10 protein-coding genes are annotated in these 15,041 nt (G+C 71.5%); 6 read left to right on the forward strand and 4 right to left on the reverse strand.

Annotation, left to right across the window (positions count from 1 at the left end; translation table 11 throughout):
• The first annotated feature begins 55 nt into the window (after nucleotides 1-55).
• Nucleotides 56-1,282 (forward strand): FAD-dependent monooxygenase, encoded by a 1,227-nt coding sequence (locus ASG51_RS21570; RefSeq protein ID WP_056382950.1) that lies wholly within the window; start codon nucleotides 56-58, stop codon nucleotides 1,280-1,282.
• Here the strand turns inward: ASG51_RS21570 and ASG51_RS21575 are convergent, their stop codons facing one another.
• Nucleotides 1,283-2,572, reverse strand: coding sequence for a patatin-like phospholipase family protein (locus tag ASG51_RS21575; RefSeq protein WP_056382952.1), 1,290 nt, complete (start codon nucleotides 2,570-2,572; stop codon nucleotides 1,283-1,285).
• A gap of 207 nt (nucleotides 2,573-2,779) precedes the next feature.
• On the opposite strand from ASG51_RS21575, the gene ASG51_RS21580 reads away from it, so the two are divergent.
• Nucleotides 2,780-3,832 (forward strand): CoA ester lyase, encoded by a 1,053-nt coding sequence (locus tag ASG51_RS21580; RefSeq protein WP_056221945.1) that lies wholly within the window; start codon nucleotides 2,780-2,782, stop codon nucleotides 3,830-3,832.
• Nucleotides 3,833-3,939: 107 nt separating this feature from the next.
• On the forward strand, nucleotides 3,940-4,266 hold the full coding sequence (gene hspQ, locus ASG51_RS21585) for a heat shock protein HspQ (RefSeq protein ID WP_244480222.1): 327 nt from the start codon (nucleotides 3,940-3,942) through the stop codon (nucleotides 4,264-4,266).
• A gap of 124 nt (nucleotides 4,267-4,390) precedes the next feature.
• Here hspQ and ASG51_RS21590 read toward each other — a convergent pair whose 3' ends face one another.
• Nucleotides 4,391-5,185 (reverse strand): invasion associated locus B family protein, encoded by a 795-nt coding sequence (locus tag ASG51_RS21590; RefSeq protein WP_056221942.1) that lies wholly within the window; start codon nucleotides 5,183-5,185, stop codon nucleotides 4,391-4,393.
• 459 nt (nucleotides 5,186-5,644) lie between these two features.
• Between ASG51_RS21590 and ASG51_RS21595 the strand changes: the two genes are divergently transcribed.
• Complete coding sequence (locus tag ASG51_RS21595) at nucleotides 5,645-7,045, forward strand: class I adenylate-forming enzyme family protein (RefSeq protein WP_244480223.1); 1,401 nt, start codon at nucleotides 5,645-5,647, stop codon at nucleotides 7,043-7,045.
• Nucleotides 7,046-7,351: 306 nt separating this feature from the next.
• On the forward strand, nucleotides 7,352-7,696 hold the full coding sequence (locus ASG51_RS21600; RefSeq protein ID WP_056222214.1) for a hypothetical protein: 345 nt from the start codon (nucleotides 7,352-7,354) through the stop codon (nucleotides 7,694-7,696).
• A gap of 84 nt (nucleotides 7,697-7,780) precedes the next feature.
• Here the strand turns inward: ASG51_RS21600 and mfd are convergent, their stop codons facing one another.
• Nucleotides 7,781-11,374, reverse strand: a complete 3,594-nt coding sequence (mfd, locus tag ASG51_RS21605) for a transcription-repair coupling factor (RefSeq protein WP_056382957.1) — start codon at nucleotides 11,372-11,374, stop codon at nucleotides 7,781-7,783.
• Between the two features lie 1,118 nt (nucleotides 11,375-12,492).
• On the opposite strand from mfd, the gene ASG51_RS21610 reads away from it, so the two are divergent.
• Entirely contained in the window at nucleotides 12,493-14,505 is a 2,013-nt protein-coding gene (locus tag ASG51_RS21610; protein WP_244472569.1) for a PAS domain-containing protein, read from the forward strand.
• Between the two features lie 76 nt (nucleotides 14,506-14,581).
• Here ASG51_RS21610 and ASG51_RS21615 read toward each other — a convergent pair whose 3' ends face one another.
• A complete protein-coding gene (locus ASG51_RS21615; RefSeq protein WP_056221935.1) occupies nucleotides 14,582-14,920 on the reverse strand; it encodes a hypothetical protein in 339 nt (112 codons plus the stop codon).
• Between the last annotated feature and the right edge of the window lie 121 nt (nucleotides 14,921-15,041).

Consider the following 15,041-nt stretch of genomic DNA (forward strand, 5'->3'; position numbering starts at 1 on the left):
CCGGGCTCTCGCCGGCCGATGCGCTGCCCGATGCCGTTCTGGAGACCGCGACGCCGTGGCGACACTTCCTGCGAAATCCGAGGCTCCCCCGTCCGAGACCTTCGCGGTCGCCGTGGTCGGGGCCGGCGCGGCGGGCCTGAGCCTCGCCCTGGCGCTCGCCCGCGACGGCGTCGCCACCGCCCTGGTCGGCCGGCACGCCCCCGTGGCCGACGGGCGCACGGTGGCGCTCCTCGACGGCTCGGTGCGCTTCCTCGACGCCCTCGGGGTCTGGGCAGCGATCGCGCCCCAGGCGAGTCCCCTGGCCGAGCTCCACCTCGTCGACGACACCGGCAGCCTGTTCCGCCCGCCCCCGGCCCGCTTCGTCGCCACCGAGATCGGCCTCGACGCCTTCGGCTGGAACGTCGAGAGCGCCCGCCTCGTCGAGGGCCTGCGCGCCGAGGCCCGCTCGGCCGCCAACCTGACCCTGTTCGAGGAGGACGCCGCGGGCTTCACGGCCGGCGCGGACGCCGCCACGATCACGCTGGCCGGGGGCGCCACCCTGTCGGCCCGTCTCGTGGCCGGGGCGGACGGCGCCCGCTCGAAGCTGCGCGAGGCCGCCGGCATCGTGCCCCGCACCTGGTCCTACCCGCAGAGCGCCATCACGACGATCCTCGCCCACACGCGGCCCCACCGCGACGTCTCCACCGAGTTCCACACCCGGCAGGGGCCGTTCACCCTGGTGCCCCTGCCCGGTGGGCTCCGCTCCAGCCTCGTCTGGGTGATGGGCGAGAGCCCCGCCAAGCGTCTGGCGGCCTGCGACGATGCGGCCCTCGCCCGGGCGGTGGAGCGCCAGGCCCAGGCGATGCTGGGGGCGATGCGCGTCGACGGGCCGCGCGGCCTCGTGCCGATGCGGGGCCTGTCCGTGCCGAGCCCGGTCGCGGCCCGCCTCGCCTTGATCGGCGAGGCCGCCCACGTCTTCCCGCCCATCGGCGCGCAGGGGTTGAACCTCGGCCTGCGCGACGCCGCGTCCTTGCGCGACGCGGTGATGCGGGCGGTGGCGGACGGGCGCGACCCGGGTTCGCGCGCGTCGCTGGCCGGCTTCGCCCGCGGGCGCGACCTCGACGCGCGCTTGCGGTCGACCGCGGTCGACGCGCTCAACCGCAGCCTGCTCGCCGACCTCCTGCCGGTGGACGCCCTGCGCGGCCTCGGCCTCCTCGCCATGACGACGATCGGCCCGTTGCGCCGCATCGTCATGCGCGAGGGCGTGCTGCCCCGCCTCGGCGCCCCGAGCCTGATGCGCTGATCAGCGCCCGGCCACGCTCCGGACCGGGCCGTCCTGAGCGGGACTCTCCCGGGCCACCCGCCGGTCGACCGAGCCGGTGGCGATCTCCGCCGCCGGGTCCGCCGTACCGTCCTGGAAGGCGGTGCCGGACTTGCCCAGGGCGACGCCGTGGGCGAACAGGGCCTTCATATACCCCTGGTCGAACGGCGCAGCGGAGGTCTTCCCGAAGCGCCCGTCGATCTGGGCGACCTGAAGGTCGAGGCCGGTTCGCCGGGCGAAGCCCTGGCTGAGGGCGAGCGCGGCGCGGGTCTGTGCCTTGATCGCCGCCGACATCGAGCGGCCGAGCACGCTCAGGGTCGTGCGCGACGCCATCTGGAAGTCGGGCGCCAGACTGTTGTTGACGACGAGGTAGACCTGAGGCGTCGGCAAGGGCGCCGGATCCTTCGCCAGGAGCATCGCTTCCGGGGCGAGATAGTACGGCGCGGTGGTACCGCCGTCGTCGTGCATCTCCTGGAAATGCTTGCCGTCGCCCGCCACAGCGTCGATCATCACCGGGGGAAACACTCCGGGCACGGCCGAGGAGGCCAGGATCACCGAGCGGAACAGCGCCAGCGCCTTCGGGCCCCCGGTCTGCGCGATGGCCCCCATGTCCCACAGGACCGGCCGCTCGCCATCCACTGCCGTGGTCGCCACCAGGAGCCGGCGGCCCTTGGCATGCTCCGCGGCCACCGCCTTGAGAAGGGCCGGGGTCACCGCCCGGTCGATCCGGCGCTTGAGGGGCCAGGTATCGGTGAGGGCCTCGTTCGTGCCGCCGAACTCGAACACGTCCGCGGCGGAGATCTCGGTGTAGTTCTGGCGCAGGGCCGCGTCGCCGGCGGTGCCGATGAAGGCGAAGGGCGCGATCATCGCGCCGGTGCTGACGCCCGTGATGATGCCGAAATCCGGCCGCGTGCCGGCCTCGCTCCAGCCGTTGAGCAGGCCGGCCGCGTAGGCGCCGTTCTCACCCCCGCCCGAGAGCACGAGCCAGGGCCGGTTGGCGGCCGAGGCTCCATCGAGAAGGGTGCGGAAGGCGGCGGCATCGTCGCCGGGAATGCGCAGCCCCGCCGCCAGTCCGTCGGGCCACGCCGTCGCGGCCTCGGCGGCCGTGAAGGCCACGCGCCCGGATTGCGTCGCGGACTGGACCTGCTTCTCGACGGCCGGCTTGGCGCGCTCGGCGGCGAACGTGGTCTGCGGAAGGCCGAGACCGATCAGGGCTGCTCCAAGCAGCACCGGATGGCGGAAGCCAGTCCGCCGGGTCGATGATCCGGACATGGGTCCGTCCTTCGTCGTCCGTGAGGTGCCCCCTCGATCGTGAGAACGTGAGCCGGAGACGGGCGTTCCGCCGCGCGCACCGCGATGGCGGCATGGCAAACGGCTTGCGTGCGCCCGCGCACCTTTACGGCGGGGCCGGCCTTGCCCTAACCGCTGGTTCGGGACGCCGATCTCACACAAAGAAACTCCCGGGAGCCAGAACCACCCATGAAACTGCCACGCCGCTTCTTCCAGCCGCTCGCCACCGGCGCACCGGCCCCCTTCCGCGAGCTTCCCGTCAAGCTGGAGCGGATGATCCACTTCGTGCCGCCCCACAACGAGAAGGTCCGGGCCCGCGTGCCGGAGCTCGCCGCCACCGTCGACGTGGTGCTGGGCAACCTCGAGGACGCTGTGCCGATCGACCAGAAGGAGGCGGCCCGCAAGGGCTTCGTGGCCATGGCCCGGGCCACCGACTTCGCCGCCTCCGGCACCGGCCTCTGGACCCGCATCAATGCCCTGAACTCGCCCTGGATTCTCGACGACCTGTTCGAGATCGTCGCCGAAGTCGGCGACAAGCTCGACGTCGTGATGGTGCCCAAGGTCGAGGGGCCGTGGGACATCCACTACATCGACCAGTTGCTGGCCCAGCTCGAGGCCCGGCACGGCGTGACCAAGCCGATCCTCGTCCACGCCATCCTCGAGACCGCCGAGGGGGTCGCCAACGTCGATGCCATCGCCGCCGCCTCGCCCCGCATGCACGGCATGAGCCTCGGACCCGCCGACCTCGCGGCCTCCCGCGGCATGAAGACCACCCGCGTCGGCGGCGGCCATCCGGATTACCGGGTCATCGCCGACCCGACGAGCGACGGCGCCGCCCGGGCCTCCGCCCAGCAGGACCTCTGGCACTACACCATCGCCAAGATGGTCGATGCCTGCATGGCCAACGGTCTCAAGGCCTTCTACGGCCCCTTCGGCGACTTCTCCGACGGCGAGGCCTGCGAGGCCCAGTTCCGCAACGCCTTCCTGATGGGGTGCGCCGGGGCCTGGACCCTGCACCCGAATCAGGTCGCCATCGCCAAGCGGGTCTTCGCCCCCGATCCGGCGGAGGTCGCCTTCGCGGTGCGGATCGTCGAGGCGATGCCCGACGGCACCGGCGCGGTGATGCTCGACGGCAAGATGCAGGACGACGCCACCTGGAAGCAGGCCAAGGTCATCGTCGATCTCGCCAAGCTCGTGGCCGAGAAGGATCCGGAACTCGCCAAGACCTACGGTCTCGCCTGAGGGTTTTTCCCCTCCCCTTCGTCATCGGCGGAGCACCGCCGATGACAAGTGGCCCGGAGCCGCTTATTTTCTATCGCATGACCGATACGATCACTGCCGATTCCGTGATGAGAACCGCCAAGTTCGGCCTCGGTGCCGTCGTGCGCCACCGCATCTATCCCTTCCGCGGCATCGTCTTCGACATCGACCCGGTGTTCGACAACACCGAGGAATGGTGGCTGGCGATTCCCGAGGAGGTCCGGCCACGCAAGGACCAGCCGTTCTACCACCTGCTCGCCGAGAATGCGGAGAGCGAATACGTCGCCTACGTGTCCGAGCAGAACCTCGTGACCGACACCTCCGGGGAGGCCCTCCGGCATACCGGCATCGCCGAGGTGTTCGAGCGCGACGCCGACGGCAGCTACCGGATGCGCGGGGCAGCCCACGCCAACTGAGACCCCGCCGGCGCGGTCGGCGCCGGGAGACAGGCCCGTGAAACGCAACGAGGCCGGGCATCGCGCCCGGCCTCGTTGCGTTCAGGAAGGCCGGCCGCGCGAGCGGCCGGCGGAGTCGCGATCCTCAGGGCTTCGGCGCGGCGGCCGGCGCACCGGCGGCCGGTGCAGCGCCGGCGGCGTTCTGCTGCTCGAGCTTCTTGCGCATGTCCTCGCTGCGCTTCTCGAGTTCCGCCTGCAGCTTCTTCTGCTGCTCCTCCAGCACCTTCGGATCGATGGCCGGGCCGTCGAAGGCCTTGCCGAAGCCGGTGATCGGCACCGCGAAGGTGACCTCGCGCTGGGTCTGGTTCTGGACGCTGACGTTGAGGGTGGTGCCCTTCTTCATCGCGGCGACGAGCTCGGGGCCGACATTGCCGGCCTCGGCGAAGCAGCCGTTGGGGAAGCACACGGCGAACTTGCCGGCGGTACCCTGCTGGCCGTCGATGGTGAAGCGGATGCCCGGCTGCAGCAGCAGGCCGAGGGGCAGCAGGTAGCGGATCACCCGCACTTCCTGCTTCTGGGCGGCGTTCTTCATCTCGTAGACGGCGACCGCGAGCACGGGCTGGCCCTGGTCGGAGACGAAGTCGCGGGTGGTGTAGCAGACGTCGGTGCCGCTGGCCTGGTCCTTGCCGCAGACCTTGGTCCATTCCGTCTGGGCCGGATCGGATTTCACGTTGACGATCTGCGGGCCCGTCTGGGCCGCCCCGGTGGGAGCGGCGGCCGGGGGCGCCGTCGGCGCGGGGGCGGTCGGGGCCGGCGCGGCCTTGCCCTTGGCTCCCTGCGCGAGAGCCGGTCCGGCAACCCCCGCCATTCCGGTAAGGCCCGCCAGGGCGAGGAACGCGGCGACGCGCAGCGGGCGCGCGGGACGGTTGGCGAAGAACATCAGCTCTGACCCCTTAAGATACGGCGTAACGGATTCGGCTCGCGGGATGCGCCTCGAAGCTGGGGCGCGGATTCGCATCGAACGGTTCGGACTTCAAGGGCGCTTCGGGCGTTCGGACGTCCGTTCGGCCCCTGCCCGGCGCATACATCGCACCAGGCCCGCCGGACGGGCACCCTTCGACCGAGATCGCTTCGAAGCCGACATCCCCCTGGGCCGAGATCATGACTGGACCGGGATCGCAGCGGTGCAGCGGATGAGAGCCTCCGCCACCGCGCGGCAACCCGCGGACCGCGCCCTCGACGGCGCAGTCCCGTCCCGACGACAGGGCGGCCTGCTTTCCCCCCGAATGCGGCGAAGACATGACACCACGGCCGTGGCCGGGGGGCTGCGGCGGCTCCGGGGTTAAGGCGAACTTAACCCTAAACCTTCATGAACGAAGGGTCGCGGGAGTCAGCGTACGTGCCGGCGCAGCAAGCAGCCCAGTTTCAAGCCTCCCATCTCCTGGACTCGGTCCGGGCGGGAATCCCCCTGTCCCAGGCCAGCCGCCGCATGGCCGGCGGGTCCGCACCCGGGCCCGGCCGTCCGGCCCTGGTGGGGTCCGGGGCCACGTCGGGGAGCCCTGCGGGCGCGGGGCCCGACAGCGCGCGGGTTCCGCCCCGGGCGCAGCGTCTCTGTACCCTTCTGGCGGGGACGGCCCATGCCCATCCCCATCGCGTCGCCTTCGTCGATCCGCCGCATAAGCCCCTCTGGAGCGGGCGGCCCGCCATCACCTGGACCTACGGGGCGGCGGCCGAGATCGTGGCCCGCCTCGCCAACGGCCTGCGCAGCTGGCGCCTGGCCCCCGGCAGCCGCATCGGCCTCGCCCTCCCGGGCAGCTCCGAGAGCTTCCTCGCCTACCTGGCCGTGGAGGCCGCCGGCCACATCCCCTGCCTGCTGCCGCTGAGCCTCGACGAGGAGGGCCTCCTCGCCGCCGTGCAGCAGGCCGCGCTCCCGGCGGTCATCACCCAGACCCGGTTCGGCCCCCTCGCCCTGGCCGAGCGCCTGTGCCGGGTCGCGGTCCGGTATTTCGGGCTGCGCTACCTCGCCGCCTTCGGCCCGGACGTTCCGGACGGCGTGATCAGCCTCGACGCCATGGCCCTCGACCAGGCGGGCGGCCCCTTCGCCCCCGGGCCCGGCGGCCTCATCAGCTTCACCGCGGGCGATCCCGCGCATCCGGTCCACCGCAGCGGCGACGCCCTGCTGGCGGCCATCGCCGTGTACCTCGTCACCGCCCGGGTCCAGCCCGGGGACCGCATCCTCAGCCTGGTGCCGCAGAGCGACCTGCGCGGCCTCGTGACCGGCCTCGGGGCGGCCCTCGTGGCGGGCGCCGGCCTCGAGACGCTGCCGGTGTTCGAGGCCCGCAGCTTCGCCGACGCCCTCGACCGGCCGCTGCCGACCCGCCTCGTCGTGCCGGCGGCGCTGGAGCGAAACCTCGCCGCCAGCCGCCTGCCGCGGACGCTGGAGGCCATCGTCCTCGCGCATCGCGCCCCGGGGCGCCTCGGTCCGCGCACCCTCGCCTCCGAGGCCCATCGCCCGATCATCGACGTGGTCGCCTTCGACGAGACCGCCCTCCTGGCCGGTGCCCGGGAGGCCAACGACGTCGCCCTGGCGCTGACCCATCCCGAGCGCGCCCACCTGTTCTCGACCCTCATGGCCCTGCGGCGGGACCCGGACGGGCGCCTCGCCTTCCGGGGCCGGGCCTGCCACGCCGAGCCGCTGCAGCGCGATATCGCGATCCCCGAGACGGTCGATGCCTGGGCGCCCTCGCCCTTCGCCGCGGGCATCGAGGACGACCGCACCCTCGCCATCCGGCGGGCCTGAACCGCCCGCCGTCCGGGCTGCCGGCCGGGGGACCGCGGCGCCCTCCGGCGATCGGCCGCGGCGCCCGCCGCCGATCCGCGATTGCGGTGCCGAAAGCCGGTTTGCCGATTCGCCGGAACGGGTTGGGCGAAGGCCGCGCGCTCCGTCGCCACCGAATGATGCGCCGCATCGAATCGGTTCATCCGCCGCTCAGGGATCGGGCGGCACGGTCACGTCCGAAACGTGGCCGGCGAACCAACCGCCCCCATGTGTGTTGTCACACGGGTCTCTTTCCAAGGGACGAAGGATGGGCTAGCACTGATGCTCATGGGTGCGCTGCAACAAGTTCTCGTGGTCGACGACGGCCACCGTGCGATCGATCATTCGCTCGCCGCCGAGCTCGCGGAGCTCGGCTACGCCAGCGTCACCGCCTCCCTCGAGGCGGCGCATGACGTGCTCGCGGTCATCGCGCGCCCGGCCGCCATCCTGCTCCAGGCCTCGTCCCGGCGCGATCCGGCCTATGCCCAGCTCTCCGAGCGCCTGCGCGAGCAGATGCGCCAGGCCGGCATCCCGGTGATCGTCGTCGACGAGACGATGGGCCGCCGGTCCGGCACCTGCATCGACCTGCAGAGCCAGATCGGCCCCTATGTGCTGAACCAGCCGGACCTCTGAGAGACTGGTCGAAGAGACCGTCCCAACCTCTTCTGTTCCATGCGAAAAGGGCGTGCCGGCGGCGCGCCCTTTTCGCATTCCGGCTCAGGCCGCCTTCTTGCGGCGGGCGATGGTCGACAGGCTGCGCAGGATCGTGGTCGTCACCTTGAGGCGCTCCGGGATCGTGTCGAGCTCCCGGATGAAGACGATGCTCATGTCCGGCCGCACCTTGGCGAAGGAGGCCTGCTCGGCGACGTAGGCCACGAGCCCCTGCGGGTTGGCGAAGGCCTTGTCGCGGAAGTGGACGACGACGCCCTTCGGGCCGGCCTCGACCTTCTCCACGTTGGTGTCGCGGCACAGGATCTTGATGGTGACGATCTTGAGGAGCTGCTCCACCTCCGGCGGCAGGGGTCCGAAGCGGTCGATCAGCTCGGCGCCGAAGCTCTCCATCTCGGCGTCGTTCTCCAGGGTCGAGAGCCGGCGGTAGAGCCCGAGGCGGACGGTGAGGTCCTCCACGTAGTCCTCCGGGATCGTGACCGGCGCGCCGAGCGCGATGGTGGGCGACCAGGCCTCCTCCACCGGCTCGTCGATGCCGGCCTTGAGCGCGGTGACGGCGTCCTCCAGCATCTGCTGGTAGAGCTCGTAGCCCACCTCCTTGATGTGGCCCGACTGGGCGTCGCCGAGGAGGTTGCCGGCGCCGCGGATGTCGAGGTCGTGGCTCGCGAGCTGGAAGCCCGCGCCCAGGGTGTCGAGGGTCTGGAGCACCTTCAGGCGCTTCTCCGCCTGGACCGTGAGGGTGCGGTTGGCCGGGGTGGTGAACAGCGCGTAGGCCCGGGCCTTGGCGCGTCCGACGCGGCCGCGCAGCTGGTAGAGCTGGGCGAGGCCGAACATGTCGGCCCGGTGCACGATCAGGGTGTTGGCGGTGGGGATGTCGAGGCCGGATTCGACGATGGTGGTCGACAGCAGCACGTCGAACTTGCCCTCGTAGAAGGCCGTCATCACGTCCTCGAGCTGGCCCGCCGCCATCTGGCCGTGGGCCACCGCCACCGTGGTCTCGGGCATCTCCTGGTCGAGGAAGCGCTTGACCTCGGCCAGATCCTCGATGCGCGGCACCACGTAGAACGACTGGCCGCCGCGGTAGCGCTCGCGCAGCAGGGCCTCGCGGATCAGGAGCGGATCGAACGGGGTCACGAAGGTGCGCACCGCCAGACGGTCCACCGGCGGCGTCGCGATGATCGAGAGCTCGCGCACCCCCGTCATGGCGAGCTGCAGGGTGCGGGGGATGGGCGTCGCCGACAGGGTGAGCACGTGCACGTCGGCCTGGAGCGCCTTGAGGCGCTCCTTGTGGGCCACGCCGAAATGCTGCTCCTCGTCGACGATGATGAGGCCGAGATCCTTGAAGGCCACGGTCTTGGCCAGCAGCGCGTGGGTGCCGACGACGATGTCGACGGTGCCGGCGGCGAGCCCGTCGCGCACCCGCTTCATCTCCGTGTTGGAGACGAAGCGCGACATCTGGGCGACCTCCACGGGCAGGCCCTTGAAGCGCTCGCTGAACGTCCGGTAGTGCTGGCGCGCCAGCAGCGTGGTGGGCACCACCACCGCCACCTGCTTGCCCCCCATGGCCCCCGCGAAGGCGGCGCGGAGCGCCACCTCGGTCTTGCCGAAGCCGACGTCGCCGCAGACGAGGCGGTCCATCGGCCGGCCCGCATTGAGGTCGGTGAGCACCGCGTCGATGGCGTTGGCCTGGTCCTCGGTCTCGTCGAAGGCGAAGCGGGCGGCGAACTCGTCGGTGAGCCCCTCCGGCGCGTGCAGGCGCGGGGCCTGCCGCACGAAGCGCTCGGCCGCGACCCGGATGAGCTGGCCGGCCATCTCCAGGATGCGCTTCTTCATCTTGGCCTTGCGGGCCTGCCAGGCGCCGCCGCCGAGACGGTCGAGGGCGATCTCGGCATCCTCCGAGCCGTAGCGCGTCAGGAGCTCGATGTTCTCCACCGGCAGCAGCAGCAGGCCGCCGGCATACTGGATCTCCAGGCAATCGTGCGGCGCCCCCGCGGCCGTCACGGTCTTGAGGCCGACGAAGCGGCCGATGCCGTGGTCGGCATGGACCACGAGGTCGCCGGGCTGGAGGGCCTGCACCTCCAGGATGATGTCCTGCGGGCGCTTGGCCTTGCGCTTCTGGCGCACCAGCCGGTCGCCGAGGATGTCGCCCTCCGAGATCACCGCGAGGCGGTCGACGACGAAGCCGGAGTCCAGGCCCCAGACCGCGACGGCGACGTCGGTGCCGCGCTTCAGGGCGTTCACCGCCGCGAGGGTGTTGATGGCCACGGGCTTCTTCAGGCCGTGGTCGGCCAGCACCGAGCAGAGCCGGTCGCGCGAGCCGTCGGACCAGGAGCCCAGGATGACGTGATGCCCGGACCCTTGCAGGTCCTTCACGTGGGCGACGGCCGCGTCGAACACGCTGGCGGCCTCCTCGGCGCGCTCGGCCGCGAAGGTGCGGCCCTGGCGGCCCTCGCAGTCGATGGTCGCCCGGTCCGGGCTCTCCGGCATCGAGAAGGGCGAGAGCCGGGCGATCGCCGCCGCCGCGACCCGGTCGCGCCACTCGTTGGGGGTGAGGTAGAGGGCGGAGGGCTTCAGGGGCTTGTAGGGCGCGACCCCGGGGGACGGCGCCTTCATCGCCTCGGCGCGGGCGTCGTAATAGTCGCGGATCAGGGTGAGGCGCTCGTGCGCCGCCTCGTCCACCTGGGCGTCGAACACCATCGGCACGCCGGCCACGTAGTCGAACAGCGTGTCGAGGTGGTCGTAGAACAGCGGCATCCAGTGCTCGAGGCCGGCATAGCGCCGGCCCTCGCTGATGGTCTCGTAGAGCCGGTCGTCGCGGGTGGCGGCCCCGAAATTCGAGAGGTAGCCCTGGCGGAAGCGCCGGATCGTCTCGGTGGTGAGCTGCACCTCGCTCATCGGCACGAGGTCGAGGGAGCGCAGCTGCCCGACGGTGCGCTGGGTCTCGGGGTCGAAGGCGCGGATCGATTCCAGGGTGTCGCCGAAGAAGTCGAGGCGGATCGGGTTGGGCAGACCCGGCGGCGACAGGTCGAGGATGCCGCCGCGCACCGCGTACTCGCCGGTGTCCCGCACGGTGCCCGTGCGCAGGAACCCGTTGGCCTCGACCCAGGCCGTCACCGTGTCCATCGGCACCACGTTGCCGATGGCGGCCGAGAACGTCTCGACCGCGATCTTCTCTCGGGGCGGCACCCGCTGAATCAAAGCGTTGACGGTGGTGCAGAGGATGCGGGGCTGTTCCTCCGAGGAGCGCGAGCGGGCGAGGCGCGACAGGGCCGTCATGCGCTGGGCCGCGATGGCGCCGTTGGGCGAGACCCGGTCGTAGGGCTGGCAGTCCCAGGCCGGCACGCTCAGCACCTCGATCTCGGGGGCGACGAACTTCAGGGCGCTGACGAAGGCGGCCGAGCGCCCCGAATCGCGGGCGACATGCACCAGCACCGCCGGCCCCTCGACGTCGCGGCTGAGGGCCCGGGCGAGATCCGCCACGACCACCGCGTCGAACCCCTCCGGCACGTTGGCGAGCGTCGGGCTGTCGCCGCGCTTCAGCGCCTCCAGGGCGCGGGCCAGCGCCCCGGATTTCGGCAGGGCGAAGCGCGCCGTCTGGGGTCTTGCCGCGGGCGCGGGGGCTTTGGGTTGAGGTTTTGCCATCGGGTCGGGGTTCTGAACTCGTGCTGGGCCGGGCGGAAGCGCCTGTTCTTCCGTCCGCCATCCTGTCTCGGAAGGACCGCCTCGGCGGCCTCGAAAGGACGTTTCGTTCCCCCCCGGGGGCGGACCGGCGGGACGGACGCGCAAGGGGACGGGACCGTATGTATCCCTGAGCCCGGTCCTTACCAGACCCGCCCCCCGCCGTAACCGGCGTTAACCTACCCCGCCGCGTTGATCCAGCGCAGCGGCCCGCGGACCTCGACCGGCGGCGGGTTCCCCCTCCCCATGCGGCTTCACCCCCGCGCGCGGTTCCGCGCCGGAGGCATGGCCCAGATGTCGACGCGCGGACGGGGACGCGGGACGCCGCGGAACCCTGTGTTGCGCTTGGAATGTTGCCGGTTCCCCGGCGTCCCTCGGCTCCGGCGTCGCCGCCGGGGCCGTTGGCGTCGCGGTGTCTCCGACGGGGCTCGCGCTGGCGCTAAGTTCGGCGGGTTCTGGGGAGACCCCGCACGCTTCGGAGCGAGCCTTCGTCGCACGCCGCCTCGTCATGGGCGGCGCCGCAGCGTCTTCCCGCTGGCCCAGCGACGGGTCGGACGGCGGGGGCATTTCCTCCCCCGGCGCGCCGCCCTGTGCCGAGCCGGCGGTCATAGCGAGCCGTCGCCCGGGGCGGCAGCGACCGAAGCCACCGACGCGGGCACCGCCCCGCCGCCCCCAGCCCGTCCGGTCGGTCTCCGGTCGGGCTCCCGATTCGTACGGGCGGCAGGTCGGGAGATAGGGGCACGAATTAGGAATATTGTCAAGACCTTTCGCGGTCCGCCCCGCGTCGGGCCCGCCCGCCCGGTGAATCGATGCTTGGCAGATCGATGCTTGGCAGATCGATGCTTGGCAGATCGGCGTTTGGGAAGCCCGTCGGGCGGGGCTGCGCGGCGGCCCGGGCCGGTTCCTTACCCGGTCAGGCAAGGCGCCCTGTGCTGCCCAGCAACAACATTGTTTAACCTCATCGATGAATGTCGAGATCGCGACTCCGTGAAGCGCATCGCGTCAAAGATTGAAGGTGTTCGAGTCCTCGACTTTAAGATGTTTCGGGTTTGCTTAATCAGACTCTCGTAGGACGGGTGCGGATGCGGGCTGCGCATCGTGGGGGGCCCTCCGTGCCGTTCTTCGACACCGATCTGCGCGCGCTGATGGCCGCCATCGACAGGTCCCGGGCCCGCATCGAGTTCACCCCCGACGGCACGGTGCTCACCGCCAACGACCTCTTCCTCGACCTGATGGGCTACACCCTCGCCGAGGTGACGGGAGAGCCCCACGGACGCTTCGTCTCCCCCGAAGAGCGGGCCAGCGAAGCCTATCGCGCGTTCTGGGACGCCCTGCGCCGCGGCGAGCCGCAGACGCGCGCGTTCAAGCGCTTCGCGAAGGATGGCCGGGCGGTCTGGATCCAGGCCACCTACAACCCGGTCCGCGATCGCGCCGGGCGCGTGACCCGGGTGGTCAAGCTCGCCACCGACGTCACCGCGGAGGTCCTGCGCAGCATCGACCACGACGGGCAGCTCGAGGCCCTGCAGCGCTCCCAGGCCGTCATCGCCTTCGCCCTCGACGGCACGATCCTGGAGGCCAACGCCAATTTCCTGGCCGCGGTGGGCTACACCCGCGACGAGGTCCAGGGGCGCCATCACGGCCTGTTCGTGGATCCGGACGAGCGCGCGGGGGCCGCGTACCGCGCGTTCTGGGCGGATCTCGGCCGCGGCGAGTTCCGCTCGGGCGAGTTCAAGCGCATCGCCAAGGGTGGCCGCGAGATCTGGATCCAGGCCACCTACAACCCGATCCGGGACCGGGACGGGGTGCCGGTCAAGGTGGTCAAGTTCGCCACCGACATCACCGCGCAGAAGCTGCAGGTCGCGGACGCGATGGCGCAGCTGGCGGCGGTCAACCGCTCGCAGGCGGTGATCGAGTTCGCCCCCGACGCGACGGTCCTCGACGCCAATGCCAACTTCCTGACGGCGCTCGGCTACGGGATCGAGGAGATCCGGGGCCGGCCGCACGCCCTGTTCGTCGAGCCCGGCTACGCGCAGACGGCCGAGTATGCCGCCTTCTGGGACCGCCTGCGCGCCGGCCGCTTCGCGTCGGGCATGTTCCAGCGCTTCGGCAAGGGCGGCCGGCCCGTCTGGATCCAGGCCAGCTACAACCCGATCTTCGATCCCGCCGGCCGCCTGACCAAGATCGTCAAGTACGCCACCGACGTCACCGCCAACATGGAGGCGCGCTCCGTCGCGGTCGAGACCGCCGAGCGCACCCTCGACAACGTCCAGGCGGTCACCGATGCGGCCGACGTCATGAACGCCTCCGCGCGGGAGATCTCCCGCAGCATGGCCCAGTCCAAGACCGTCGTGGACGACATCCACGGCCGGGCCGGGGAGGCGGATGCCGCCACCGAGCGGCTCCGCGGCGCGGCCCAGGCGATGAGCGGCGTCGCCACGATGATCACGGACATCGCCCAGCAGATCAATCTCCTGGCCCTCAACGCGACGATCGAGGCGGCCCGGGCCGGCGAGGCCGGGCGCGGCTTCGCGGTGGTAGCGACCGAGGTGAAGACCCTGGCCGGCCAGGCCGCCGCCGCCACGAACCGGATCAGCAGCGAGATCGCCGGCATGCAGGCGGTCTCCAGCGAGGTCGCCACCACCCTGGCGACGATCACGGCGGCGGTCGGCACGATCAGCCGGCATGTCGACGGCGTCACCGCCGCGATGGATGAGCAGGCGCAGGCCACGGGCGCGATCCTGGCCAGCATGCAGCAGGCGGCCGACGGGGTGTCGCGCATCAGCACGGGCCTGGACGACTGGACCATCGGGATGGAGGAGCGGCGCACCGAGCGACGGACGCGCGTCCTCCTGCGCGCCGCGATCCGCCTGCCCGGCGGCGCGCGCCTCGCCTGCACCATCCGCGACCTGACGCAGGGCGGGGCGCGGCTGCATCTGGGCCAGCCCGCCCAGGTGCCGGATCGGTTCGCGGTCGTCGTCGAGGCGGATGGACGCGAGTTCGACTGCGCCGTGCGGCATCGGTCCGGCGCCAGCCTGAACGTGCAGTTCCTGTCCTCGGCCGACGGACGATCGGCGGCGCACGCCCACGGTCGGTGACCGAATCTCCCCGGGACGGGACCCTGCCGGCGCGGATCGGGCGACGAAGTCCGCTCGATCCGCGCCCGCCGGCGCCTCAGTCCACGTGGACGGCCAGCTTCATCTTCGGGTGGACGCCGCACAGGACGAGGAAGTCGCCCCGGTGCGGGAACACCATCGTGGTGCGGCTGCCGGGGGCCTGATCGCCGAAGTCGCGGCGGACGCCGTCCGCCTCGATATAGGCGTGGTGGACGGCCGTCGCCTCGTCGTTGGACAGCACGATGGACCCGCCGGCCTGCAGGGTGACGGCCTGGAAGCCGAATTGTCGGGCTTTCTGGATGACGATGCCGGCGACGTTCGAGGCATGGGCGTAGGCTTGGAGGCCCCCGAGACAACAGGCCAGACCTGTTGCATACGCGAAAACGCGCCGCTTCATCAAAGATCCCATCATCCAGGCTCGCGCGATAGTCTACTTTTATGTTCTGCGCCGAACAGTAGATCGTGAAAGTTTCAAAAGCATTGCACCCTTGATCTCGCCGAAAATTTGAACGGGTTTG

Origin of the sequence: Methylobacterium sp. Leaf465, from assembly GCF_001424705.1 — a bacterium.
Taxonomy (GTDB): Bacteria; Pseudomonadota; Alphaproteobacteria; order Rhizobiales; family Beijerinckiaceae; genus Methylobacterium.